This window comes from Polymorphospora sp. NPDC051019, from assembly GCF_040683055.1.
In the GTDB taxonomy this organism is placed as follows: domain Bacteria; phylum Actinomycetota; class Actinomycetes; order Mycobacteriales; family Micromonosporaceae; genus Polymorphospora; species Polymorphospora lycopeni.
This window is the reverse complement of record NZ_JBFBCH010000020.1, coordinates 48,444-72,352: the sequence shown is the minus strand read 5'-3', so window position 1 is coordinate 72,352 and position 23,909 is coordinate 48,444. Positions and strand designations below refer to the sequence as shown.

22 protein-coding genes and 2 pseudogenes are annotated in these 23,909 nt (G+C 70.0%); 1 reads left to right on the top strand and 23 read right to left on the bottom strand.

The window, feature by feature from the left end; translation table 11 throughout:
* Positions 1–129 precede the first annotated feature (129 nt).
* Positions 130–1,182, bottom strand: coding sequence for a M23 family metallopeptidase (locus AB0M79_RS28350; protein ID WP_364219191.1), 1,053 nt, complete (start codon positions 1,180–1,182; stop codon positions 130–132).
* Between the two features lie 270 nt (positions 1,183–1,452).
* Here AB0M79_RS28350 and AB0M79_RS28345 point away from each other — a divergent pair, with 270 nt between their 5' ends.
* Positions 1,453–1,686 (top strand): hypothetical protein, encoded by a 234-nt coding sequence (locus tag AB0M79_RS28345; protein ID WP_364219188.1) that lies wholly within the window; start codon positions 1,453–1,455, stop codon positions 1,684–1,686.
* A gap of 484 nt (positions 1,687–2,170) precedes the next feature.
* On the opposite strand, the gene AB0M79_RS28340 is transcribed toward AB0M79_RS28345, so the two are convergent.
* The 22 genes and pseudogenes from AB0M79_RS28340 to AB0M79_RS28235 form a co-directional block, all read right to left on the bottom strand.
* Positions 2,171–3,151, bottom strand: coding sequence for a DUF2637 domain-containing protein (locus tag AB0M79_RS28340; RefSeq protein WP_364219185.1), 981 nt, complete (start codon positions 3,149–3,151; stop codon positions 2,171–2,173).
* 303 nt (positions 3,152–3,454) lie between these two features.
* Positions 3,455–4,252: a hypothetical protein gene (locus AB0M79_RS28335; RefSeq protein WP_364219182.1), complete on the bottom strand. Its 798-nt coding sequence runs from the start codon at positions 4,250–4,252 to the stop codon at positions 3,455–3,457.
* Positions 4,253–4,358: 106 nt separating this feature from the next.
* Positions 4,359–5,305 (bottom strand): annotated as a pseudogene (locus AB0M79_RS28330) (DUF4192 domain-containing protein).
* 97 nt (positions 5,306–5,402) lie between these two features.
* Positions 5,403–5,816, bottom strand: coding sequence for a hypothetical protein (locus AB0M79_RS28325; protein WP_364219179.1), 414 nt, complete (start codon positions 5,814–5,816; stop codon positions 5,403–5,405).
* A gap of 130 nt (positions 5,817–5,946) precedes the next feature.
* The gene (locus tag AB0M79_RS28320; protein ID WP_364219177.1) at positions 5,947–6,723 is read right to left on the bottom strand and encodes a hypothetical protein; all 777 of its coding nucleotides are present in this window, start codon (positions 6,721–6,723) and stop codon (positions 5,947–5,949) included.
* Positions 6,711–7,634, bottom strand: a complete 924-nt coding sequence (locus tag AB0M79_RS28315) for a hypothetical protein (protein WP_364219174.1) — start codon at positions 7,632–7,634, stop codon at positions 6,711–6,713. The genes AB0M79_RS28320 and AB0M79_RS28315 overlap by 13 nt, the downstream gene beginning before the upstream one ends.
* Positions 7,635–8,114: 480 nt before the next feature.
* Positions 8,115–9,398 carry a DNA-processing protein DprA gene (locus AB0M79_RS28310; RefSeq protein ID WP_364219171.1) on the bottom strand — a complete coding sequence of 428 codons (1,284 nt, stop codon included), beginning with the start codon at positions 9,396–9,398 and terminating at the stop codon, positions 8,115–8,117.
* 233 nt (positions 9,399–9,631) lie between these two features.
* The gene (locus AB0M79_RS28305) at positions 9,632–10,660 is read right to left on the bottom strand and encodes an ArdC-like ssDNA-binding domain-containing protein (protein WP_364219168.1); all 1,029 of its coding nucleotides are present in this window, start codon (positions 10,658–10,660) and stop codon (positions 9,632–9,634) included.
* A 131-nt stretch (positions 10,661–10,791) separates the two neighbouring features.
* Positions 10,792–11,220 (bottom strand): hypothetical protein, encoded by a 429-nt coding sequence (locus AB0M79_RS28300; RefSeq protein ID WP_364219165.1) that lies wholly within the window; start codon positions 11,218–11,220, stop codon positions 10,792–10,794.
* Positions 11,217–11,615 (bottom strand): hypothetical protein, encoded by a 399-nt coding sequence (locus tag AB0M79_RS28295; protein WP_364219162.1) that lies wholly within the window; start codon positions 11,613–11,615, stop codon positions 11,217–11,219. The genes AB0M79_RS28300 and AB0M79_RS28295 overlap by 4 nt, the downstream gene beginning before the upstream one ends.
* Positions 11,612–12,739 carry a GGDEF domain-containing protein gene (locus AB0M79_RS28290; RefSeq protein ID WP_364219159.1) on the bottom strand — a complete coding sequence of 376 codons (1,128 nt, stop codon included), beginning with the start codon at positions 12,737–12,739 and terminating at the stop codon, positions 11,612–11,614. The genes AB0M79_RS28295 and AB0M79_RS28290 overlap by 4 nt, the downstream gene beginning before the upstream one ends.
* A 196-nt stretch (positions 12,740–12,935) precedes the next feature.
* Positions 12,936–13,286, bottom strand: a complete 351-nt coding sequence (locus tag AB0M79_RS28285; RefSeq protein ID WP_364219156.1) for a hypothetical protein — start codon at positions 13,284–13,286, stop codon at positions 12,936–12,938.
* 18 nt (positions 13,287–13,304) lie between these two features.
* Positions 13,305–13,658 (bottom strand): hypothetical protein, encoded by a 354-nt coding sequence (locus AB0M79_RS28280; RefSeq protein ID WP_364219153.1) that lies wholly within the window; start codon positions 13,656–13,658, stop codon positions 13,305–13,307.
* Positions 13,659–13,803: 145 nt separating this feature from the next.
* Positions 13,804–14,790, bottom strand: coding sequence for a hypothetical protein (locus tag AB0M79_RS28275; protein ID WP_364219150.1), 987 nt, complete (start codon positions 14,788–14,790; stop codon positions 13,804–13,806).
* A gap of 384 nt (positions 14,791–15,174) precedes the next feature.
* On the bottom strand, positions 15,175–15,843 hold the full coding sequence (locus AB0M79_RS28270; protein WP_364219147.1) for a hypothetical protein: 669 nt from the start codon (positions 15,841–15,843) through the stop codon (positions 15,175–15,177).
* 105 nt (positions 15,844–15,948) lie between these two features.
* The gene (locus AB0M79_RS28265; protein WP_364219144.1) at positions 15,949–16,089 is read right to left on the bottom strand and encodes a hypothetical protein; all 141 of its coding nucleotides are present in this window, start codon (positions 16,087–16,089) and stop codon (positions 15,949–15,951) included.
* A gap of 178 nt (positions 16,090–16,267) precedes the next feature.
* On the bottom strand, positions 16,268–17,032 hold the full coding sequence (locus AB0M79_RS28260; protein ID WP_364219141.1) for a hypothetical protein: 765 nt from the start codon (positions 17,030–17,032) through the stop codon (positions 16,268–16,270).
* Positions 17,033–17,377: 345 nt separating this feature from the next.
* Complete coding sequence (locus AB0M79_RS28255; RefSeq protein ID WP_364219138.1) at positions 17,378–18,220, bottom strand: replication-relaxation family protein; 843 nt, start codon at positions 18,218–18,220, stop codon at positions 17,378–17,380.
* 285 nt (positions 18,221–18,505) lie between these two features.
* Entirely contained in the window at positions 18,506–21,013 is a 2,508-nt protein-coding gene (locus AB0M79_RS28250) for a type IV secretion system DNA-binding domain-containing protein (protein WP_364219135.1), read from the bottom strand.
* Positions 21,010–22,809 (bottom strand): conjugal transfer protein TraC, encoded by a 1,800-nt coding sequence (locus AB0M79_RS28245; protein WP_364219373.1) that lies wholly within the window; start codon positions 22,807–22,809, stop codon positions 21,010–21,012. Before AB0M79_RS28245 ends, AB0M79_RS28250 begins: the two co-directional genes overlap by 4 nt.
* 32 nt (positions 22,810–22,841) lie before the next feature.
* Positions 22,842–23,465 carry a hypothetical protein gene (locus tag AB0M79_RS28240; RefSeq protein ID WP_364219389.1) on the bottom strand — a complete coding sequence of 208 codons (624 nt, stop codon included), beginning with the start codon at positions 23,463–23,465 and terminating at the stop codon, positions 22,842–22,844.
* Between the two features lie 36 nt (positions 23,466–23,501).
* A pseudogene (locus AB0M79_RS28235) lies at positions 23,502–23,771 on the bottom strand (PrgI family protein); the annotation flags it as partial.
* Positions 23,772–23,909 lie beyond the last annotated feature (138 nt).

Below are 23,909 nucleotides of genomic sequence, written 5' to 3'. Positions count from 1 at the left end.
CAAAGGGCTGCACTCGAGCCGTACCTGGGGCGGCACCTGTGCCGGTGCGTCGACACCAGGGCGTCGATGAAGCCGTGGCTGCGGGCGGCGGCCAGGCCGTGCGTGGATCCGGGTAGCGTGCAGGACTCGTCAGAGCGGTGCTCCGACTTCGATCATGAACCGTACGGGGTCCTGTGCTGCTCTCGAGCCGTGGTCGCCGTTGGCGTGTACCTCGAAGTGGAGGTGTGGGCCGCTGGAGTGGCCGGTGGTGCCTACGACGCCGATCGGCTGTCCGACGGCAACCTGATCGCCCACTGTGACCAGTGGTGGATTGTCGAGGTGGCAGTAGCGGGTCATGATGCCGCCTGGGTGCGCGATGTCTACGTACCAGCCGCATCCCTTGGTGAGGATGGGGTGGCCGTCGCGGTGGCATCCCCAGTCGCTGCCGTCGCGGGTGTCGATGGCGTTGCATCGGGCGCGGGTGACGGTGCCGGTGGACGCGGCTCGGATCGTGGTGCCGCGTGGGGCGATGAGGTCGACGCCGTCGTGGCCGGGGCGGTCGGTGGTGCGGAAGCCGGACCCGATGACGGCACGTACGGGCTGTGTCCAGGCTCCGGAGGGGATGTCGCAGTGGCCCGGGACGGTGGCCGCTGATGGCGTGGGCAGCCCGGCGATTGTGTCGACGATCAGGTTGGCGTCCGGTTCCCATTTGGCATAGGCGTCGGGGTATGCGCTGATCTGGACCCTCTGTGCTGCTTCGGTGAGCGGCATGGTCTGCCAGTTCGGGATCGTCAGCAGCTTGTCGTAGAACTTGCCCGCCGCGTACGCAGGGTCGCGGAGCTGCGAGGGCGTGCCCCAGCCTTGGCTGGGGCGTTGCTGGAACAACCCCACGGAGTCGCGGTCGCCGCTGGCGAGGTTGCGCAGTGTCGATTCCTGCATCGCGGTGGCTACGGCGATCACCCATCCTCGCCGTGGCACGTTCTTGGCGGAGCCGACGGAGATGATGGTGGCGGCGTGGCCGACCTGTTCCCGATCCCAAGGGCCCACGGCGGGCCATCCATGCCTCGAGGCCGGGGAAGGAAGGCGGCCGTGGGGATCGCAGCCGGCGGCTGCGCCGCCGAACAGGATCGCGGGGCCGGTGAGACAGACGAAGACCACCGCCATCCCAACGGCGAGCAAGGTGGTGACCATGCGGCCGCTCACGATCGCGCCTGGCCCAACTTGTGAGCATTCGTAGTGGATGCGCGGTTCATTTCAGGGCCTCCAGTTGGATCTCGCGGGTCGGGCTTGAACACGGGCAGTTGTCATGCGACGGGCAGCCGGTGGGCAGTCCTGCAATGCGGCGAACACGCCAGAAATGCAAAAAGGGCCGCATATGCGGCACGGCAAGGTGCGGGGGATGGGGGCGGCTCGCCAGACGCCGTCAGTGCTGTTGCTCGCAGCGGCTTGTCGAACGTGTGTTCTGATTCGGGCGTGGGGCGGCGTAGGCACTGGTGGAACGGCAGGTGGGGTCGACTTGCACGACGGGACGTCCTGCTGTTCGAGGACGGCGGATTGTGGCGACTGGAGGCGCGGCAGAGAGGTGTCGAAGGTTCCATCCGGTCGTGGGAGTTCAGCGATGAGGAAGCAGCGACGGCGCATGCGCGTGCGCTACGTGACGGTGACGGGTGGCGGGAACTGGACTCGGGCCGGAATCCGCCGCTGTAGGCGGGGGTGCGGAGTGTCGTCTGCGAAGTACGGCGGCTCCTCCCACTCCTGACATCGGGCGGAGCCGCCGTGGTGGTGTCTCGTCGCCTGGCGCGGCCCGCTGGGGCCCAATCAGGGATGCGTATCCGGACTGGTGCCGGTCAGAGTTGGCGGTTGACGGCGACCCGGACGGTGGTCGAATCGATCACAACGAGTTAGGCGCGTGCCGCCGTCAGGTAGTCGGTGCCCGTCGGCGTGGGGCCGTTCGTATCGCGGCCGGGTCTAGCAGCGCGGCGCGACGACGTGGCCGTTCGTGGCGAGGATGGCGTCGCCGTACAGAAGGCTGCCGGTCAGGTGATTGATGTGGACCGCCTCGCCGTGCCCGGCTCGGGCTGATAAGTAGAGACTGCCGAAGGCTGTCGGGATGGCAGATGCGCGGAAGTGGGTGCGACGTAGGTCGGTAACCGAGAAGTCGAGTCGACGATGGGAGTCGGGTGCGGGGCGATCATGCTGTAGCCGCTCCTTTCAGCAGCGGCGCCGTGCCGGTGGTGGCGAGGGCTTCGGCCGGCTCCGGCGGCATGGGCGGGCTGTTGGTGTTGGCGAGTCCGGCCAGGCGGCGTGCCGGCGGGTCGGGGTGGTCGAGGATGCCGAGTTGTCCGGCGCGGCGGATGGCCTGGATGGAGCGCAGGTTGAGTTGGTGTCGCTGGGCGAGTTCGTTCAGGTTGGTGTGGCCGGCTTTCAGGTCGGCCCAGACGGTGAGCCACCGTTGGTAGGGCTCGGGGTTGACGGGGATGCGACGCATGAGCGTGACGGGCCATTCGTCGTGAGCGGCTGGGGCAGTCGGAGAGTCGTCGCCGTGTCGCGACACAACGACGTCGTCGTGTATGTCGTCCAGCTCGTGTCGCGGCTCGTCTGTGTTGTCCGGTGGGGTCGCCAGGTCGGCGCCCTTGGCCGGGGACGACGCCGCAATCGATGGCGTCCGCAGGGTTGGAGCTTCATGTCGTGGGGCGTGCTCGAGGATGCGTGACAGCATCTTGATTGCGGCGATGAGCGCGACGGCGGGCCAGCCGGCGATGATCCGGGCGATCAGGTCGTCTTGGGCGACGAGGATGTTCGCGCCGAGGCTGGCGACGCCGCCGGCGACCAGGGCGGTCCAGGTGACCCAGCCGGATGGGCGGCCGGCGCGGCGGTCGGCGAGGATGGTCAGGGTTGCCACCACTTCGATGCCGTCCACCGTCAGCGGGAAGGCGTGTGCCTTCCAGCCGGTCTCACCACGGGATTCGGCGAGTTCGCGTAGGTGGTCGTAGCTGACGGCGGCGGCGATGCCGGCCAGTCCCAGGGTGGTCAGCGTCGCCGCGGCGGTGATAGCAAGATCGGTCGGTGACTGCCTCGCCGGTTCGGCCCGCATGCGAAGCCGCAGCACGATGTCGATGACGGTGAGCACGATGGCGACGGCGATGCCCGCGACGAGGAGGCGGGAGTCCATCACTGGCGCCTCGGCCGCGGGCGTGAGGTCGCAGACCTGTCGCGGACCGCGCGGTGGATGGTGAGCTTGTCACCGTGGGATGTCGCGGCCCCGACCCGCCAGTTGGCTTGGCCGTAGGTGGGGTGGATGGGTCGTAGCAAGGGGTTGCACCTCTCTGGAGCGCGGTGCCGGCGCCACTCGGGCACCGGCACCGCGCGAAACGGTGTGGGACCGGTGCCGGTGCGCATCTGCTGGTGCGTCACCCGGGCGCAGGCCTTCGAACAGGTGTGATCAGGCGGTACGTGGTGCGTCGGCTGCTGGGGTTCAGTCGGTGTGGATGTTGTAGTCGTGGTGCTCGACGGGCACGATGTCGACGGCCCGGATCTTGTCGGTGTGTGGGCGGGCGACTTCGAGGTGGTCAAGGTCCGCGGTGACGGTGTCGACCGCGATCGGGATGGCCTCGCGCTGGTCGAGGGCCTGGACGGTGACGACGAGCGGCACCACCCAGACCGTGTGGTACCGGTACTGCCGCACGGTGACCGGTTGGGCTTCCTCGTCCAGGACCCGTAGCCGCAGCTGCCACGGTTCGGTTGCGTGCACGGTCGCGGTGTGCAGGCCACGCAGGTCGACGCGCAGGAGTTGCTCGGCTGCCGACACGGCGTCGTCGCTGGTGGCCGAGTCGACTTCGATCGCCAGCGGGGCGTAGACGGTCGCTTCGAAGTGGGACCGCAGTGGTGGCGGCATGGTCAGGTACCGCAGGGCGTTGTTGGCGTCCGCGACGGTCAACGCCCTGGTGTTGACCGCCCAGATGATCCAGCGCCGTACCAGGTCGACGAACTGCCGGTAGCGGTGTTCCATGGCGCCGCTGGTGTCGCGCAGGAAGTGGTCGGCCTGGGTGAGGGCGCCGCGCAGCGCCGCGACGAGTTCGGTGTCGGCACGGCGTAAAAGCGCGATCTGCTGGGCGATCAGGTCCGCGGCGGCACGGAGGGCGTCCTCGTCCGGCACGCTGCCCTGGCCGTCTTGTGGGAGTCCGTCGTGCAGCAGGTCGAGGATGTGGTCGGCGTCGCAGCGGGGCTGCGGCGAGATGAGGCCGGCGTCGACCGGCAGGGTGAGCGGTTGCATGAGGTGTCCTTCCAGGCGTGCGTCGTGTCCTTGCTGTTGCTGGCAGCGGCTGCGGTCAGCGCAGCGCGGTGGCCGACGAGGAGTTGGGGCCGCGTGCTCGACTGGTTCACCGGGAGGTAGGCGTGTTGCCCCAGCCGGCGAGGGCGGACGGCGGCATGCCGGCGCGCAGCGCCTCGCCGACCAGCAGCGCCATCTGGCAGCGCGGGTCAGCGGCGAGTGCGCGGTCGACGGCGATGTTGGCCAGGGTGCCGTCCCCGGCCCTCCATGCGGTGAACGCGAGCAGCGAGGCGGGGGCGGGGGACAGGTCAGGGTCGGCTCGTCGGGTGAGGTCACGCCACAGGTCCAGGTGCCACGACTCGTGAGTGGCGGTGTACCAGGCGTGGTCACGGACCGGCACGATGGTCAGCAGGACGGTGAGCCAGGCGACCTCGTCGTCGGTGCACTGCTGGCGCTGCTGGTATCGGGCTGCGACCTCGGCCAGCATCGTGCGGCCCTCGGCCCTGACCGTGGCTGCGGCCAGGGCGGTGAGCCGGTGGCGGGCGCGGATCGTGGCGCCGGTCATCGCCGCACGACCTGGGCCGGTCAGCGGCGCGACGGAGGCCTCCAGACTGGCCCGGTCCGCGAACGGGCTGGATCCAGCGACGACGGCGTGCACGGCGAGCGGGTTGATTCCGCATCGAAAGGGGTGCCGTCGGGCGGGCAGCAGTCGGTGTCCGTGCACAGCAGGGACCAGTACCGGCCGTCATCGACGCGCAGTGCGTCGTGGACGGCGAGGCCGGCGACGGTGAAGATCTGATGCGTGGCGGCAAGGGCCGGGTCGACGGCCGGTGCTGGTCCGTAGCCGACGATGATGACGTGGGTGCTGCCCACTGCCTGCACCGACGGCAGAAGCTGGGGAAGGTCTTCCGGTACGACCGGCAGATCGGTGCGGCAGGCCAAGACGACTTTCGTTCCGACGGTGGCGATCAGGACGAGGCTGTTGCCCGGCTGGTATCCGAGCAGGTGGGGTACCAGAGCGAGGACGTCGGCCGGTGAGCTGATGCTCAGCGGCATGGGTTGAGAAGCGGTCATCACTGGTTCCTTTCGTGGTGGGGTAGCGCGGCGGGCAGGGCTGGCCAGCACGGATGGCCCTGCCCGCCGCGTAGCGGGGTCAGGACTGGGGCGGGGCCAGTCGCAGGTGAACGTCGCCGGTGGCACCGGTGGCGAACGTCAGCCGGAGCAGACCGCTGTCCAGGCGTGCGACGTCCCGCAGCCCGTTGCGGTCGGTGAGCCACGACGACCGCCACAGGAGGCGGGCGACCTCCTCGGTGAGCAGGTCGACGTCGGGCGCGATCGGAGGGAGCGGCTCGAGTCCGAGAACGCGGCGGAGCCCGGTCTCCCATATCTCGCTGGTGGTTACCCAGCGGTCGTCGCCGCGCTGGTAGAACACGGCGTCGGTGGGCGCGTCCTGCGTACGGGCCAGCCGTACCAGTGCGGTGATGTGGTCCGGTGGCCAGCCGGCCAGGCGGCCGTAGGCGCGTAGGTACGGGTAGCTGTCGTCGGTGGCATCAGCGTCGGGTGCCATCTGGCGTCTTCCTTTCATGAACACGTGTGCCCGGAACCACGGCGGGTGGTTCCGGGCATGTAGATCGACTGGGTGTGGGAATCGGGCAGGGGCCGGGAATCCGGTCAGGTGCCTGCCGCTGCGGTCGGGGTCATCCGGTCTGCCGTTCCCTGCTGTTGCGGGTCAGTCGCGGGGCCAGGGCAGCCGGGGTGTAGCAGATGCAGTACTGCGGTATTTCGCCACAGTCGAAGCACCAGCCGCAGGATCGGCATACGCCGTCGTCCGGGTCGATGGCCGCGTGGCACTCCAGGCAGCGGTCGAGTTCGTCGGCAGTGTGGTCCCACGTCGACCAGCCCCAACCCGGGCCGGGCGCACGGTAGCCCTGATTGGAGTACCAGATGCCGCCGTCCCAGACTCCGGAGTCCTCGTTGAGGATGTAGGCGGACTGCTTGAACCGGCGATCCACGGTCAGGATCACCATCTTGTTGTCAGGAGTCATCCACTGCTCGAACCGCAACCGGGCACGCCGTAGGTGCAGCGACCCGAACCGGGGCAGGAAGGTCTCGGCGGTGATCCGGGTGTCCGAGCGGGGATCGCCCTTGCCCGGTTGGACAACACGGGGCAGCACGCCGTTGTGTGCCAGGACGGTGCGGTGGTCTCCGCCGACCGCGAACGGATGGCAGTTGTCGAGGCTGGTGCTGCCGTGGGTGGTGAACCGGGAGTGGAACAGCGCCGGACCGTCCGGATGCCGGTGGCGCGCCACGGTGAAGGCCTCCACCGTCGCTTCGGCGTCCATGCCGTGATGGACCAGGATCTGGCCGCCGGTGACGATGGCGAAGCCGTGGCCGTTGTCGTTGAGGTAGGTGCCGTTGAGCAGCGCGGTCGTGTCCGGCATCACCGTGGCGGGGAAGAAGGTCAGCAGACACATGCCAGCGCCTCCAACTGCTGCGTGAGCGGCGCGTAGGCCGGCCGGGCCGTGAGCCAGTCGACGAATGCCGGCCACGTCCAGCCGCCGTCGCGGGCGATGTCGTGCGCGGTCAGGGCTCGGGTGTACTCGACCGACGCGGCGGCGAACCCGAGCGCGGCCTGCACCTGCCGCGGATCCAGGGAACTGGCGAAGATCCGCAGCTCGAACGTGTCCGAGTTACCGGTGTTGATCGCCCGGTACCGCGCGTACCCACGGGTGCCCTTGGCGTAGTCCTTCACGGCCCGGCGGTCGTCGTCGGTGAACGCCGCCCACTCCCGCGACGTCCGTCGTGCGAGCGTTGTGACCTGCCGTTCGTTGCGGTAGATGAACTTCATCCACCGGTACACGTGACTCGGCGAGGTGAACCCGTCCCGGGAGACGTGTACGTGGATCCCGGTGCGGTTGGTGGCCTCGCACCCGGCGGCGGCGAGTTCGTCGAGCATCCGCCACGGGAAGTTGTCCATCGCCCACCGGTAGGACATCGGGTGGGTGACGATCTCGAAGCCGCCGTCGATGGAGCTGTCGTTCTTGAGGTAGCCGAGCCTGCCCAGGTGGGAGTTCGCGAGTTCCGCGCAGCTCCAGTCGCGGTGGCCGGGTGTGGCGATCTCGATCTCGGGCCCGAGAAACAGTGGGCCGGTGCCGTGGAAGATCGGCCGGGGCCGGTAGTCGTAGTCGAAGACCAGACCGCCACGGTCGCCGTCGTCGTAGTCCGCGGGACAGCAGTCGTCGCAGACGCAGTCCTCGGGACAGCAGTCGTTGCCGCAGTAGGCCCCGTCCCGGTTCCAGCCATCGCACTGCGAGCACTGCCAGTAGTAGGCGTCGCGGCACGTCTCGCAGACGGTCGATCCGCGGACCGTTTCGACAGTCTCCACCGTCGGTGCCGGCGTGTCACACCGGGCGCAGGTGACACAGCCCGCGCACGGCGGACCGCCTGCGGTGTCGGTGCCGCAGCCGGCGCACCGCAGCACCTGCGGCCGCGCATCACCTGGACAGAAGCCGAGAGGATCGACGTCTTCGTGGATTGCTACCGATTGAGTCGGTGGCATGGTCACACCTCCTGAAAATGGTCACGGAGGTGCGGAACCGTCCCGTTTCCGCACCTCCGATCGCCGAATAGGCAAATGAACGAGGAAACGGGAAAAGGGACGGATGAATAACTGCGACAGCCGGCATGTGGCCGGGCGTCACGAACAGCGCGACGACCGTCGAAAGAGGAGGCCGTCGACGCGGGTGGTCGCATGGCCGGCGCCGGGCGCACGCCAGCGGACGGCCGGGACGTCAGCCGCCCGCGGCGTCACCCACCGACACCGGATGATGGGTCGTCGGACCACCAGCGGCGTGCCTGCAGTTGGTCAAGCCGACCGGGCCGGTGAACGCTCATCCCGCCCGCGGCCCGGTGGCGGTGGCTCACCGATCTCCCACCGCCAGCCGTCAAGCCGATACAACCCGTCGACGTCGGCGGCGATAGTGCTCACCGACTCGGTAGGCGTCCCGGACCCGTCGATCTGGATGACGGTGCGGCCGGTCAGACGCAGACGGGTGACCCCGGCGATCTCACCGACCCGTACCGCGAGCGCGTCACAGTCGGCCGCGATGCGGGCAACCGTGGCGGCGTCGAACCGGGCGACCGGCCAGCCCTGCGCATCGAGCCGGTCGGCGACGAGCGCCCGGTACGGGCCGCCGACACCGGACAGCACCACCCACGCCGGCGCCCAGACGGCAGCCTCCACCCCAGCCAGCGCAGTCAGGTGCGCAACGACGTCGGCGGCGTCACGGACCAGCCGAACCCGGCTGTCCGCGCGTAACGCCCGGTGGCAGCCGGCGGACAGCGCAGAGGTGACCGGGCCGGGTACGGCCATCGCGGGCCGGCCAACGGCGAGTGCGTGCGACAGGATCCCGGCCGCGCGACTGTGCAGGCTGGCCTCGACGAGCACCGTGCCTCGCGTCAGCGCCGCCACCCAGGCCCGGTTGACGGCCGAGTCGGCGACCTTCGGGATGCTTCCCGGCGGCCAGGCACTGATGAGATCGACCCGTTCGAACAGCTTCTGGTTGCCGGTGGGAGAGGGGCGATCGAGCCCGCAGGCCGGCATCGCGGCCGCCGCCGACCCGACTGCCCGGGCGGCGCGCAACGCGGCGGCGTCGATGCCGTGCCCACCGGTGCTGAGCACACCCCATCCCTGTTCGGCGAGGGCGTGGCCGATCTCCGCCGCGATGTGCTGGCCGTAGGAGGTCGCGGCCCGGGCACCGACCACGGCGACCGCCCGGTCGAGGATGTCGGGCAACGGCCGTTGGGAACGAACCCACAGGCACAGCGGCGCCGGCAGAGCGGTATGACCGGTCCCGCCGTACGCCAGGTCGACCAACGAGGCCGGCCATTCCCCGTCTTCCGGCGTCACGATCCGTGCACCGATGCGCTCGGTATCGGCGACGACCTGGGCGGCTACCCGCCGCGCGTCCGTGCGGGCAGGCGGGTCGACGTCGGGAGCGAAGACGGTGTCGAGTGGGTCGTCGAGGAGTTGGGCGAGAGCGGCTCGTGGACCCACTTCCTGGACCAGGGCGTGGATGCGTGGGTCTCCGGGCCTGGTCAGACGGGCCAGCACGGCGCGGCTGATTCTCTGGTCTTGAAGGTCAGGCATGACAGTTTTCCTCTCTGTGAGGGTTGGCGGCCCGTGAGGGCGCTGAAGGCGGGCCGCGAGGCGAAGGCGACCACCGCGCGCGGCCGGTGAAGATCCCGGCGCCGGGGGAGCGGGCGCGGCTGGCGTGAGCAGGTTCTGGTGGGCAAACAGCTTGGCGGCTGTCGGCCCGAGGGTGAGCAGCCGCGTTCGGGAAGGCGTTCACCTGGCGGCGGCGTGGCTGCGAATCGCGCCCGTTACCTGGGCTGCGGCGTGAGATCGAGTCCGGGTTCGGTGGCGGTCTCGGTGTTGGCCTGGTCCGGGGTGAGATCGAGCAGGATCTTCCTGGACACCCGCAGCACGGCCTCCGCGCACTCCCGGATCAGGCCGAGGTCACCGTCGGCCCAACCGAGCACGTACGCGTCGGAGTAGACCCGGGTGTCCAACCCGAGAGCGGTGCACACCAGATGCGCGACGCTTTCCGCCTCGGTTTCCTTGCGCCCACGGTGCAGGTTCTCCCCGATGCGGGCCCCGGTGGGGTGCCCGCATCGGATGTGGGCCAGTTCGTGCGCCGTGGTCTTGACCCGCTGCGCGGGGTCGACGTCGTCACGGACCTGCACCACCCGGATGTTCACCCCGGTGACGGTGACGCCGTTCGCGCTGCCTAGGTAGCCCCTCCCGGCTGGCATCAGTTCGAACGCGTAACCTTCGTCCTTGATCAGCTTGACCAGGTCGTCGTACGCGCCCGTCGGGTCGTCACCGGTCAACAACCGCGGCACCTGTCCACCGGCGGCCTTCACCCGGCGAATCCGCTGCACGGTCGGCGGCTCGAACGGCTCGCCGTCGGTCTGGGACAGTTCGAACACGTTGATCAGCCGGAAGCCGACGACCTGAACCGCCGGACGGCCCCGGTCGTCCCTGGTGACCGTGCGTCCGGCCGCCTCCCACTCCAGGGCCTGCTCCTGCGTCGGCCGCCGCCGCACCGGCGCCCACACCTTGAACGCCTTCTCATCGGCGCGGACCTGCCGCCCACACAGCCGCCACCCCGACGTGCCCGCCCGATTGCCGTACGACAGGAAATAGCGTGGCTCGATCCCGCGCTCCTGCGCCTGCACCATGAGCAGGATCTGGTTGGCCAGGCTGTACCGGGCCCCGAACACTGCCGCGCGTTCCACGAACTCGATCCACTGCCGCGGGTCGGCAGCCATACCCGCCAGCCGGTCATCGAAGTCGGATTTGATCTTCGCGAGGAGCTCGGCGTGCTCCTCCCTGTTCTTGTCGGCCATCATGGCCTCCTATCCCCGCCTCATGGCGGCGGACAGGCTGGGACCACGCAGCCCCAGCCTGCCCGTGGGCATGAGGTGAGGCTGCGCCCCGTCCGCGAATCCCGGCGGATCCCAGGAAGCGCGCGGCAGGGTCACTGCGGCGGATCGGTGAGCACGTCGATCAGAGGTTCGCCGGCCAGCGCGGGATCGTCGAGCCAGCCGGCGTCGACGAATGCCTGAGCGCTGCTGGTCACCTGGAACATCCCGCCGGGGTCACGGTTCAGCCAGCGGAGCCGGACCAGACGGTGCAGAGCCGACTTCACCGCCCCGGCCGACATGGTGGCCAGGTCGACGACATCATCTGGTCGGCAGCCCGAGTAGACGCCGCCGGCGGCGGTGACGCAGTCGGCATGGTGGTGGACGCCGGCGAACACCAGCCGCTGGGCCGGCGTCAAGTCCTCCGGATGCAGTCCGCGTCCGGCCCGTCCGCCAGCCAACACCCACCAGCCGTAGGCGGTGTAGGTACGCATCCGGCTGGTCGGCCCCGCCAGCACGCTGAGCCGCTCTGAACGGCTGGTCACCGACGGTTCCGATCCCACGCCAGCCGCACTTGGATCTCCACCAGATCGAACTCGTGCAGGGCGAGGACCACCGACCCGAACTCGCCACCCTGGTCGACCTCGTCGGCGGCGACACGCAGCGGCCGAAAGCAACTCGGCAGGCGGTTCAACATCGACGCGTCCTCGTCGTCCAGATTGTCGAGGTCATAGACCATGCGCCACTCGTGCACGCCGGGCACCTCGCTGGCGGACCGGTGCTGCCACGACCAGCGGGCCGACTCGCCGTCACGCACGCCGGCGACCTCAACGGGAAGGAAGACCCTGGCAGGCAGCCGGATGACATCGTCCTGCCCCAGGTCGACGACGCGGCAGAGCCCGACAACCATCGCAGCGGCAACCGGGTGTGGACGGGTCACGGCTGCCTCCTCGCCATGTCGAGCGTCGCGCTGACCCGGGCAGCGAGGTCGGCGTACTTGGCCCTCTCCGTCTCCGCCAGCGCCCTGATGCGGTCGAACCCCTCCGCAGTGGGGGTGGCGTCGATCGTCTGGTCGGGCACCTGCGGCTCGCGGGTCGCCGCGGGTGCGGGTTCGGCGGCGGCCCACCGTCCGTGAGCGACCCACAAGGCGTTGACGATCGTCGCCGCGTCGTCTGGCGAGCAGACGATCCGAACCAGCGGGCCGGCTCCGTTCGTGGGCAGCACGATGTCTCGGCCGGGCTCGAGGTCACGGCGGCGTACCGGCGTGCGAGTGCCGTCGGCCCGAGGAACGCCGTCACGGCCCGGCTCGTAGACCAGGATCTGGTTGCCGGTCTGCTTCGCCGTATACATGGCGGCGTCGGCCTGCGCGAGGGCATACCGGAGGTTGCTGCCGTCGCTGGCGGCAACGCCGACGCTGACCCGCGGCGACGCCCCTCGGTGACCAATACTCGGTGCGGCGAAGGCGGCCCGGATCGCGTCGGCCAGGACCGTGGAGTCGGTGCGGGGGGCCAGGATCACGAACTCGTCGCCGCCGGCCCGGGCGACCAGCGCATCGGCGGCGACCGCCCTGGCCGCAGCAGTGAGCCGGTCCGCGATCGCGGCGAGGTACAGGTCACCGGCCGGGTGCCCGCCGTCGTCATTGACCGTCTTCAGACCGTCGGCGTCCGCCAAGGCGATCGCCCAAGGCTGTCTCTGAGACGTAGCTGCGATGACGGATTTCTCCGCCACCGCGCGGACAGGTAGGCCGGTCACCGGATCGGTCAGCGCCGCCGCAAGATCCTGCCGGAGGTCGTGCTCCCGGCTGTAGGCCGCGGCGAGTTCGGTCCGCATTCGTTCGTGGGTCGCGACGAGGCGTCGGCGCCGCAGGGCCAGCAGCACCGCAGCGCCGGTGGCCAGCAGAGCCCACACCAGCACAGCGACGAACGCGACGGAGGCCGGGCGGGCGCCGTGCCCGGCCAGGACCAGCGCGTAGAGCAGGCCAACGACGATGGCGGTGACGATGCCCGCGACGACCACGGCGTGGACTCCACGGGGTTGGCGGTCGGGTGGGTCAGGGGTGAACATGAAGTGCTCCTCCTCTTCAGGAGCACCGGGGACGGGCCGCTGTCCAAGGCGAGGCCCGCCCCCGGGCCCACAAGCAGGCAGCCTAGCCGATGGCGGGCTGCCAGGGGTTCCGGAGTTGATGCAGGCTGTGCCTGGTGACCGACCGGCGTGGCGGTACGGCCGACGCGCGGCGGCGTGTTACCAGGTAGGCGTGGCGTTAGGTGGTGGCGTCGCGGTCGGCGTCCACGCGCCGCCACCCGATGCCGGTGCACGCCCACATCTGACCGTGCACAGTGACGGTGTCGCCCACTGACAGGGACCGCAGACGGGTCGACACCTGCTCGGCCATGGCCAGTTGGAGTGCCCTGGCCGGCCCGGCCGGCGCCGCTTCGGCATGGTTCGAGGCGACGAACGCCGCCTCGGCCCACTGCTCGCCGGTGAACTGGGAACCGTCGCCCTCAAGGGCGACAGTGACCGAGAGTTGGGGTACGCCGACCCGGTACCCGTCGCTGAAGCTGCTGTAGCCCGCGTCGGGATCGGACTGTGTGAAGCCGAGTGTGATGAGCATTTGTAAGGCTCCTGCGAGCTAGTCAAGGGGTGCCGGCGCGGATGGGGCGACGATCCACGGCAGGCTCGGATCATCGAGGGGGTAGAGGCCGTCGACGTCCGGAAGCAGCGGGTAGACCGGGCTGTCGCGGTCACCGAAGCGCCCGATGAGGTGGGCCCCGCCGTGATGCAGGTTGATCAGCGGCGCCAGGCCGCCGGCGGCGGCCCGGTGGGGCCAGTGCCGGATCAGGTCGTCAGCGAGCCGGACCAGCGTGGTCCACGCCAGCCGGACCACTGGTGGTTCGTGCTGGTGGTCGACCTGCGCGGGGTAACTGTCGGGCAGGCCGGGTAGCCGCACCCGCGTGTTGCGGTGTGTGGTCGTGTGCGAGGGCATCGTGTTGCTCCCTTGGTGATCAGGCCCTTTGCATCCCGGTGCCTCTGCGGTCCGTCAGGGCATGTGGGCGCGACGGCGCCAGAGCGGGGAAAAGGGGTTCGTGACGTAGCCGGGCGACGCCGGTGCTTAGGCCGAGGCGCGGGAGTTACCCCTTGCTCATGTCCGCCGGCGGGATGCGGCGGAAGACGGCCACGACACGGCCGGTCGTCGAGGTGGTGGAGATGGCCTGCACCTCGTGATCGAACAGGTCCCGTTCAACGGCACCGAGGTGGATGTACTGGTCGGGGATACCGGCGCGTTCGATCGCATCGGTCCAGCCCTGTTCAGCCATGTGCCGTTCGGTGTAGGCGCGCTGGCTACTGAACGTGCCGACAAGGGCGGCGTCGAAGATGGCCGGGAGATCGTCGACAGGCAGGTCCTTGTCAGTGCCCGCGTTGGCGTCGAGCCAGTCGCCAACGACCGCCGGCGGGAGCCGATGGGCGTCAGCGATACGGCGTATCGCGCAGAGCACCGGCACGGAAAGCCGGTGGGCGCATCGCCCGTACCGTCCGAAGCCGGTCGCGTCGAGCACAACCAGCGGTTGCGGCGGTTCCGTGGCGCGGGTCGGTAGGAGGCTGCGGATCGCCGCTTCCGCCACGGCCGGGTCAGGGTCGAGAATCGTCGCTGCGGTGGTCGTCAGGTCGTCGGCCACGGCAACGCGCACCGCCGCTTCGTGGTACATGACGGACTCCATGCCGGCAGGGTCGGTGTCCGGTCGGGCGTCGGCGAGCCTGAGCAGCGTCTGACGGGCCAGGTCGGACAGCGCTTGCACGGCGAGGCGTTGATGGCGGGCCTGGGTACCGCTGAGCACGAGGTCCGGCGTGGCGACAGCGGCGCGAACAGTGCACCACGCCACGAGCAGGCCACCCGAGTAGACGAGATAGGCCGGAGTGTCGATGCCGACAACACCTGCGGCACGGGCGTCAAGCGAAGCCCGCAGGGCAGCGGCCTGGGTTGCGGGCAGCCCGTCGAGTCGCAGCGGCGGTGCGCCGCCGTACCGCTCGGCGAGGGCGATGCCGACCAGGGTGCCGGCGTTGAAACTGTCGAACTGCCGGATTTCCGTGAGGGCTTCGGAAATGGTGCTCCGCCTCATGTCGCCTCCAATCAGGTAGGACCGGTCCGGTTGTGATCCGGACCAGAAGAAATGGGCTGGCGAGCCGACCCATGAGCTGGATCGGTTTGATGTCGGGGCGCTCGTGACCTATGGCGCGACCCGGCGCTGGTGCCTCCCTTCTCGGCACCGTCTGGCCGGCGCCCTCCGGTGGGCATGGCAATGGCCGGGCCGGCGAGGATGCCTGCCCGGCGTCAGTGGGGCCGTGGGAGGGACGCGCACACATCGCCGGACTCTGTCCAGTGATGTGGCCGCTGATAAACGGTCGACTTCGACAGGAACGGCGCCGACCGGTGTGGATCTTCGGCGTGGGTGGAAGCGGGTAACTCGGCTGGCAAAGCCCGAGCTACCCGCTCGCAATCGTCGCTATTCGCTGCCGGACTGAGCAGTGATGGCCACGAGTGGGGTGTCCCGGTGCAGACGGTCGATGTAGTCGTTCGCGGCGTGCAGATAACGCAGCTGGTCGAACAGCCGTCCGCTGCTCGTAGTGAGCAAGTCGCCGTCAGCGGTGGCGACAGCGTCGCCGGGAACCGCGGCGAGCGCGGCGAGGGTGCGGTACGCGTTGAATCCCGATTGCAGGGACTCCAGTCGGGCTCTGGGAATGGGGTGCTGCCGGTACGCGGCGTTATAGGCGGTCATCGCCAGCACGCGGGGCTGCGCCAGGTACGCCTGTTGGGCCCGGCTGACCGGCCAAGTGTCCGGGTCGGCGCGGTGCCGGTCGACGAACACCCACCAGGGTTGGGCGTCGCGGGTGCCGGAAACGACAGCACGCCATTGTTGCCACTGCCATGCGGCGTAGTTGTCGGCGTGCGTACGCATGGATTGGAAGTCGAGGAGACGGATCGGGCCGCCGGCGGCGCGCCCGCGAACACGGCGCAGCAGCTTGCGGGTGAGACGGCGACGCGCCGAGAAGTGGCCAACCGCACCAGCCGGCGAAAGGTCCTGGCTGCGGACGCGGGAAGCGGCCGAATCGGCAAGCGTCGCGGTTGCGGTGTCAGGGTCGAGGGCGACCACGATGGTCAACGGTGAGGACATGCAGATACCTCCATTCTGATCAATGAGATTGGTGAGGTGGTACAGGTGTCGCCGGAATGGGAATCCAGGCGAACCGCAGGGGCCGGAATGTTCTCGGCGGTGCGGTCAGGTACGAGAACGGTGGTGCGGGGTGGGCGGGGCGTCGCGGAAGAAGGTGTCGCTGCCGACCGGCCGGTGGCGGGTGGGCGGGTGCGGCTCCTGCCGGGACGGGCCGATGCCCGAGGTGGTGCGAGGTGAGGGGTTCATGAAATGAGTCCCCACCGTAGCCCGCCCACCCAACAGGAGACGATCATGGTGCGGGATCGCAAAGAGTCGGCTTGACCAGGGCTGTTGGCCGACGAGCAACCCTTGCGGTCGCGGCCATCGGCGGATGCTGTTGGTCAACGAGGACGGGGCTGTTGGCCAACGGACATCCCCTGTTGGGTCATGTCCCGTTGACATGCGACTCCGGCCGCCGGGCGACGCGTTCGGCGTCGATCTCGGCCTGCCAGTTGCTGGCACGCCGGCCAGCGAGCTTGCGCAGGGCTGCGGGGATGCGGTTGGCGGGAATCCCGACCAGTCGAGGACCGAGAACGGCGAGGAGATCACTGGCCTCTTGGGATGACCACCCGGCGGCGGTGATGGCGTTCTCGTCGGGGAAGATGTCGGCGATACGGTCCGTGGCGGGATCCAGCGCGACGTCCTGGGCGCCGCCCAGGGAGTACACCCAGAGGAGGTTCGGCGGCGGGTCCGGTTCGACGAGCCGCCGGAACCTGTCCACCTCCTTGCTGTAGGCATAGAAGTTGATCCCCGGGCGGGCGCGACAGATGCGCATCCAGGCCTTGGTGTAGTCGTCGGAGAAGAAGTCGCCGGAGTCGTGGATCCTGATCCACGCGTCCTGAAACCTCCGTCTCTCAAGCTCGGCAACCATGGCTGCTTCCCATCCCGGTGGATCGTCGAGCACGAACATCAGATTGGCGTGATGTTTGGCGCGCACCGTCGGCCAGGTGTAGGTGCCGTGCCGCGCGTAGCAGATTTCGCGGCAGATGCCGGCTGATGGGCAGGTGTTGTATGCCCGGCCGTCAGGAAGACGGCCGGCCCACGCCGGTATGGACCAGTTCCATGCCCCGATTCTTCTCATCTCCCGGTTCTGGGTGAGGAGTCGGCATGGGCGCTGGGTGTTCGTCGTGAAGGGACCTTCTTCGGGCATGGATCTCCCTTGTGGAAAGGCTCTGAATTGCTGCCGCGGCGGTGATGGCGGCGGGGAAGGCCGCAAGCGAACGCGATGTGTGGTCAACTGGATTCGACGGCCGGGACGGATTCTGGTGGGCCGACGTCAGGTGCCACGTGCGAGAAGACCGCGACCGTTACCGGGTTGAGGTGACCGATGTCGGCCGCGCGGAAATACGCGCCCGGGAACGGGCCGACCGGTACGGCAGACGATTTATGAGATCTCTAGCGGGGCTGCGCGCGTGCCGTTCGGTTGCCATCGGGGGAGTGGTTCGCCGCGCAGAGGGGTGAATTCGAGTACGGGTTCTCGGCGTGCTTCGACGAGTCAGGTGAGCTCGTGTAGCGGGTCTTGATCGGTTGAAGGCGGCCCCGGATTGAGTGGGCCGGGCTCCTCTTCTGTGGTGGGAAGGTCGGCGAGGCGTAGCCGGTGGCCGCCGTTTCCTACGAGCCGCCACACGGGCCCGGCCGGGCCGTGACCATTCACGCGGTCCCGGGCGCAGGTCGCGATAGCGACAGTGGCCAAGGCGTCGGCGACCCGATGGTCGTGGCCGGCCGTCTCGCCCAGATGGTGGTGGAGGTTTCGCTCCCTTTCCCGGCTGGGAAGGGAGAACAACAGGACATGTCCGGGGCCGCCGTCGACACGTAGCCGGCGATAGGGCTCCAGCTTGTCGCGCAGCCGCACGTGGCCCTCGGTGCCGCGGTCGTACTCCAGCCAGAAGCCGACTCTGTGCTGGCCCGTGGTCCAGACACCGTGCCCGTCGGGGCGTACGCGGCGGCCGAACGCGGCGGCGGTCTGCTGCTCGGACCACCAGCGGGTCAGCCGGGACTGTGGGTGGGATCGGCTGTGCGCGAGCAGGTCGATGAAGAACTGGTTGGTCTCGATGGTGTGCCGGCGGGTGCGGTCGGACAGGACGCTGTCGGCGGCTAGGGCCACCGCTTTCGGGGTTGGTGGTGTTTCGCCGCGGGTGAGGGCGACTAGGCGGGCCGACAGTCGTCCGGGCACCCAGTAGACCTGGGACGGCTGTCCGGAGCGCAGGACGCGGTTGATGAAGTCCATGCGGCGTAGTGCGTAGAGGCGGTGGGCGCAGGTGATCGGTGAGTCGAACAGGACCGCGGCGATCTGGTCGCTGGTGAGCGCGGTGTGGTCGGAAAGCAGGACGGCGATCACCCGGTCGCGGGGGCGTAGCCGAGCGGAGATGTCGGCGAGGGTCGTTGTCGTGCGTCGGGCGGGCGTACGAGGGCGTGGGGGTGACGGGGCGTCCCCCGGTCGGAGAGTGTCCCCCTGAGGGGACTGTCGGGATGGTTGATCATGGGGCATTCGGGGCACCTGCCTGCGCTGTTGGGTGGCTGAGGGTGGGTTGGGTTTCGCCGGGACCAGGCCGGGGTGTGGACCAGGGGCCGACCGCTGCCAGGCCGGGCCGGCGTCCGGCCTGGCAGCGGTGATCGACGGCGTTTACCGGCGGCCTTCGGGCTGGGTGGCCAGCCGCTTGGCGAGTTGTTCGATCGCCGTGGGATCGCCCGCGCTACGGCTGGCCGCGGCGCAGGCTCTGCGGATCTGATCTGCTGCGCCAGGGATCGAAGGCCGGGGCGGTCGGGCCCGCAGCGTGAATGCCGCGGTTTCCCGGTTGTTGATCACGAGTCGGGCGGCGGCCTGGTAGGCGTCCAGATGGCTCAGGTCGTGTTCGGACAGTTCGGGGAACATGTGCCGGGCCATCTGGTGGGCGTCCTCGGGCGCCACGTTGAACGTGATCTTGTTCCTCGCGTTCGCGGACAGCGCCAGTTGGGTGGGCCGCGGTAGCTGGGCGAGATCCTGGTGGGCCAGCACGAGGCTCATCCGGTAGCCGCGGGCCTCGGCAAGCATGTCGTCCACTGACCCGGGCAGATTAAGAAAATTGTGACACTCATCGATATAAACGGTGCAATCGCGGCGTTTGTCCTCAGGCAGTTTCGCGCGCGCGGTGGCGGCCTGCCAGGCACGGGCCAGGACGAACGAACCCATCAGCCGGGAGGTGTCCTCGCCAAGCTGTCCCTTCGGTAGCCGGGCGAGAAGGATTCCGCCGGTGTTGAGCAGGGTTTCCATGTCGAACGACGAGCGCGGCGTGCCGAGCGTGCGACGCGGGAAGTCCCGCAGCAGGAAGGCACGCAGCCGCGCCATGACGGGGCCGATGACCTGTGCCCGCACCGGCGGCGGCATGGACTCGTACCAGGTCCAGTAGCCGAGCAGCCCTTCCGGATCGTCGAGGTCTTGGGTGAACGCCGTCCGGAACTGTTTGTCGTTGAGCAGCGGCGGAACGAGGGCGAGGGTGGCGTTGGCCTTGCGCATCAGGGTCAGGCAGGCCACCCGCAAGGTGTCGTCGATGCGGGGTCCCCAGTGCCGTTGAAAGATCTTGGAGAAGATGGAGACCACGTTGTCCACCGCGAGGTCGTGGTCGTCGCCGGACAGCGGATTGAAGTAGCCGCCCTGCGCCTGGTCGGGGTCGATGAGCACGACCCGGTCGGCGACCTTCGGGTCGAGCCGGTCCAGGACATCGGTGACGAGGTCGCCTTTGGGGTCGATGACGACAACCCCGCGGCGGGCGGCCACGTCGTCGAGGATCAGGTTGACCAGAAACGTGGACTTCCCGACGCCCGTGCTGCCGAGGACGTGCAGGTGTTGGCGGGCATCGACGACGGGCAGGGCGACGGTGTGGCCGCCGATCTGCGCGCGGCCGAGCTGTTTGACGCCCCGGCCACCGGATGGCGCCTCGACCGGTGCCGGCATCGGTCTGGCACGGGCGCGTACCAGGCCGGGCACCGCCAGATCGGTGGGCAGGGCGGCGACAGCGGCAAGCTCAGCGACACTGAGCAGATAGCCGGAGCGCAGCGGCCGGCCGGCCAACACCGCGGCGGCCCGAGCGAGGCGGACGCGCCGCAGCCGCTGCCGGGCGGTGTACAGGCCGTAGGCGGACGCGGCGCCGTGGGCGAGCGTCCTCAACCGGGCCCGCAGCGTGTCCTCACCCGCCTTGCGCGGGTTGGTGTGCGCGATGCCGTACCGGATCGACGACTCCCACAACTGGCCCGAGGCGAGCTTGTCCACCGCCGCACGCGCGTCACGCTCCCGCTCCGGATCACCAACCGGCGGCCGGTACGCCACGCTGCGGCCACCGGCACCGGTGCTGGCACGGCCGGGCCCGGGCATCAGCAGACCGGCGATCCCTTCCAGCCAGGTCGCGGGATCGAAGGCGCCCCGGGCGGGCTGTCCGGTACGCAGCGCCGCCGTGCCGGCCCGCAGCCGGCGAACCTGACGGCGTGTGGCCGGCCGGGCGAGGACCTGCACGCAGGCGTACTCGTGCTCGCCCAGCCCGGACAAGGCGGAGATCAGGGGCCGCAGCGGGTCGCTGTCGTGGCCGGTGACGATCGGATACCAGGCCGGCAGCGTCGGCGCCAGGGCGTCACCCTCGGCGATGACGGTGGCGGGGATCGGGTCGGCGGCGTCGCCGACCGTGGCGGTGGCGCCCGGCCAGGCGCCGGCGACGGCGGCGAGGACCGGTCCGGCAGGAACGGTGCCGGGCAGCCAGATGACGATGGTCAGCTGCCGGCCCGCCCACCGGTACTCGAAGCCGACGTGCGGTGTGCCGTAGAGCAGACGCCGCCAGCCCATGGGACGCAGGATCTCGGCACAGGTCGCCCACCACCGCGCCGCGCTGTCCGACTCCACCTCCAGCGGCGGGGTGATGGTGATCTGCTGGGCGTGGCGCTGCCAGCGCTGCTGCCGCCACCTCAGCAGCCGGGCGTGAGCGACGAACGCGAGCACACCCCACGCCACCGCGACCATCGCGAGCCACGGCCGGGCCGAAGCCCACGCAACCGCGTTCCCGACAGCGTCGGGGACCAGGCTGGACGGGGCCGGCGTGCCGAACGACGGCAGCGGCGCCGGAGTAGGCGGGGTTGGTGCCGGGACCGGCGAGGCGACCCTGATCACGGCGTCTCCTCGGGGTCGGTGTTGCCCGTGACGCACAGTGCGTGCTCCCGGTAGGAGGACACGGCATGGCTGGCCACCCGGTTGCTCCCGGACAACAGGAGTCCTTCGCCGCGTTGGGCGGACAACAGCATCCGTGCCTCACCACCGGTGAGGCTGAAGCTGTCGGCCACGGCCGCGATCGCCTGCGGAGCCTGCCTCATCAACACCTGGGTGGCACTGTTGGCGATGACCGCCTGGCCGAGCTCGGAGCCCAACAGGTCGGCCGCGTCCTGGGTGATCACCGACAGGCCGGCGCGACGCTTTCGGGCCGCCTTCGCCAGCCGGTTCAGGAACCGCACGCCCTCGCCATCGCGCAACAACGTCCATGCCTCGTCGACGATGACAAGCCGACGCCGGCCGCCGGTGGGATCAGCGGCCGGCGGGGCGTCCACGACCCGCCAGATCGTGTCCAGGGCCAGGAGCATGCCCGGGGCACGCAACTCGTCGGCGAGCCGGCGGGTGGACCACACCACCAGATGGCCGGTGGGTCGGGTGGTGGTCGGCCCGGCGAACAGATGGCTGAAGCTGCCGGTGGTCCACGGCGACAGCCGGGCGGCGAGGGTGACCGCCGGTGGGGAGCCGTCGGCCTCCAGCGCGCCGGCCACGTCCCGCAGCAGCGGCGCCGGCCGCCTCCAGGTGGCCGGGTCGTTGGTGACGCCCGCCTCGAGGTAGGCGGCGTTGACGGCCCGGTCGAGGGCTGCGCGCTCGACCGGGTCCATGCCACCCGACTGACCGGCGGCGCCGAGCAGCACGTTGACCAGGGTGTGGGCGAACAACGCCCGCCGGTTACGGGCGTCCGGCCGGGTGTCGTCGGCGGCGATGTCCAGCGGGTTGAGCCGCACGTCCGGCGCGCCGAGGTCGATCACCGTGCCGCCGACCGCCTCGGCGAGCCGCCGATACTCGTCCTCGGGATCGATGACGTGAACCTGCACCCCGTCATACAGCGACCGCAGCGTCTCCAGCTTGATCATGTAGCTCTTGCCGGCGCCCGAACGGGCGAGGACGACGGAGTTGTGGTTGTCGGCGGCCCACCGGTCGTGCCAGACGATCCCGTTGGTGGCCGTGTTCACCCCATACAGGACACCGGACGCGCTGGGCGGATCACCCGGCAGCGGAGCGGGCAGATCGGCGGAGGCCAGAGGCATGCCGGCGGCGAGGCTGTCGGTGTCGAACACCCGCCGCATCCCGATGCTGTCCACCCCCAACGGCAGAGTGGACGTCCACGCCTGCATCTGCCGCCAGGTCGCCGGGACGGTGTCGAGCATGACCGACGCGGCGGTGGCCCGCACATGAGCGACGGACTCTGTCAACTCCTCCAAACTCGTCGCGTGCACCGCGACGTAGTGACCGACCCGGAACAGGCGACTGGCGCCGCAGGCAACCCGGTCAGCCAACTCCGCGGCATCGGCGGCAGCGGCCTCGGTAGACGGGTCGTCTAGGCGGCCATGCTCGGCATCCGAACGCCGAGACGATTCCAAGCGCGCCCGCTGCCGCCGCAGCCGCGACGCGGCCACCTGCGGAGCAAGAGGCTCGATGTGGATGACGACGTCGGCGCGCCCGGGCCAGCCGGTCAGCGGGGACAGCCAACCCGCCCCGACCTCCGCAGGGTACCCGTTGACCAGCAGCGTTGAGGTGTAGCCGTCACCGACCTTCAGGTAGCGGGCAGTGACCTCGACGCTGGCCGGGCCGACCAGCGCCGGCAGCGTGTCAACATCCGCACCAGCCGGCGCCGCGGACGCAGACCGTCCCGTGAGCACGGACAGAAGGAACCGCAGCAGTTTCGGTAGCTTCACGACGCCTCCCCGGTGATCGGGGCGTCCAGCAGGGCCCGTTCACCGGGCACCGGCAGCGTGAACGGGTCCACCGCAGCGGCGAGTACCGTCGCGACGGCCGGCCCGTCCAAGACCCGGGTGGTGGCACCCAGGCCCTGCAACGCGGCGGCGGTGTGCTCGGCGGCGCGCAGCACATCGGTGTCACGCCGGGCGCCGGTGGCGGTGTGAACGATCGTGACGGTCCGCCACAGCGGCTGCCTCTCGTCCTCCAAGTCGAGAAGAAACCCGGCGTAGTCGGCGGCGGCATCGGCCAGCGCCGGGCCGGGTAGCAGGTGGGCGGCCCCGGCGATGCGTTGCGCATGGCCGGCGAGGTCGACCGGTTGAGTGGAGACCACGATCTGCACCGGCGCGGTCAGACTGTTCAGCCACCCGGCGTAGGCACCGACCAGCGCGGCCTGCTCCGCCGGGGTGCGTAGCCCCAGGTTGACGGTGGTAACCGCGACCAGGGCGGCGCTGGCCCCGCCAAGGTCGACGACACCGTTGGCGGCGATCGCCCGCGCCGGCAGCCGCAGCGGCGCCGGCGCGGCCAGATCACCCTCCGATCCGGCCGGGGGCGGCGCCCACCGGGGAGCTTTCCCCACGCCTGTGGGGGCGGGGACCTGCCGGCGCGGGACACGCGACCCCCGCACAGCGGCAAGAAGCCACGCATCCAAGCTCAGTCCGTCACGACGGCCCAACGCCAGGACCGTGGCAGCGCCGAGCAGCGGGAACATGGCTGCGAGGAGGAACGGCATCGGCACATGCCCCAGCAACGCCCGCCACAGCAAATAGGCGACTGCGGCGGCGGTAGCCAGGATGGACACCTGCCGCGCGGTCAGGTTGTAGAGAACACGATCCGGCGTCTCGACGTCCGCCGGAATCCGAGCACGAAGATCAACATCAGACATGGAAAGCACCAATCCTCAGGTCAGGTGGGATATCAGTCCGACCAACCGGTGCCGTTGCCCTCGCAGCTAGCGGCTGGCCGGGGTCGTGGATGGGTGGTAGTGGCATGAGCCGCTGCCGAGGCGCGGATGGTCCGGATG

What these genes read in the sequence shown, in the direction of transcription:
- AB0M79_RS28340 (WP_364219185.1), bottom strand. Translation starts at nt 3,151, where the DNA reads ATGGACTCCCGCCTCCTCGTCGCGGGCATCGCCGTCGCCATCGTGCTC.
- AB0M79_RS28335 (WP_364219182.1), bottom strand. Translation starts at nt 4,252, where the DNA reads ATGCAACCGCTCACCCTGCCGGTCGACGCCGGCCTCATCTCGCCGCAG.
- AB0M79_RS28325 (WP_364219179.1), bottom strand. Translation starts at nt 5,816, where the DNA reads ATGGCACCCGACGCTGATGCCACCGACGACAGCTACCCGTACCTACGC.
- AB0M79_RS28320 (WP_364219177.1), bottom strand. Translation starts at nt 6,723, where the DNA reads ATGTGTCTGCTGACCTTCTTCCCCGCCACGGTGATGCCGGACACGACC.
- AB0M79_RS28310 (WP_364219171.1), bottom strand. Translation starts at nt 9,398, where the DNA reads ATGCCTGACCTTCAAGACCAGAGAATCAGCCGCGCCGTGCTGGCCCGT.
- AB0M79_RS28305 (WP_364219168.1), bottom strand. Translation starts at nt 10,660, where the DNA reads ATGGCCGACAAGAACAGGGAGGAGCACGCCGAGCTCCTCGCGAAGATC.
- AB0M79_RS28290 (WP_364219159.1), bottom strand. Translation starts at nt 12,739, where the DNA reads ATGTTCACCCCTGACCCACCCGACCGCCAACCCCGTGGAGTCCACGCC.
- AB0M79_RS28285 (WP_364219156.1), bottom strand. Translation starts at nt 13,286, where the DNA reads ATGCTCATCACACTCGGCTTCACACAGTCCGATCCCGACGCGGGCTAC.
- AB0M79_RS28280 (WP_364219153.1), bottom strand. Translation starts at nt 13,658, where the DNA reads ATGCCCTCGCACACGACCACACACCGCAACACGCGGGTGCGGCTACCC.
- AB0M79_RS28275 (WP_364219150.1), bottom strand. Translation starts at nt 14,790, where the DNA reads ATGAGGCGGAGCACCATTTCCGAAGCCCTCACGGAAATCCGGCAGTTC.
- AB0M79_RS28270 (WP_364219147.1), bottom strand. Translation starts at nt 15,843, where the DNA reads ATGTCCTCACCGTTGACCATCGTGGTCGCCCTCGACCCTGACACCGCA.
- AB0M79_RS28265 (WP_364219144.1), bottom strand. Translation starts at nt 16,089, where the DNA reads ATGAACCCCTCACCTCGCACCACCTCGGGCATCGGCCCGTCCCGGCAG.
- AB0M79_RS28260 (WP_364219141.1), bottom strand. Translation starts at nt 17,032, where the DNA reads ATGCCCGAAGAAGGTCCCTTCACGACGAACACCCAGCGCCCATGCCGA.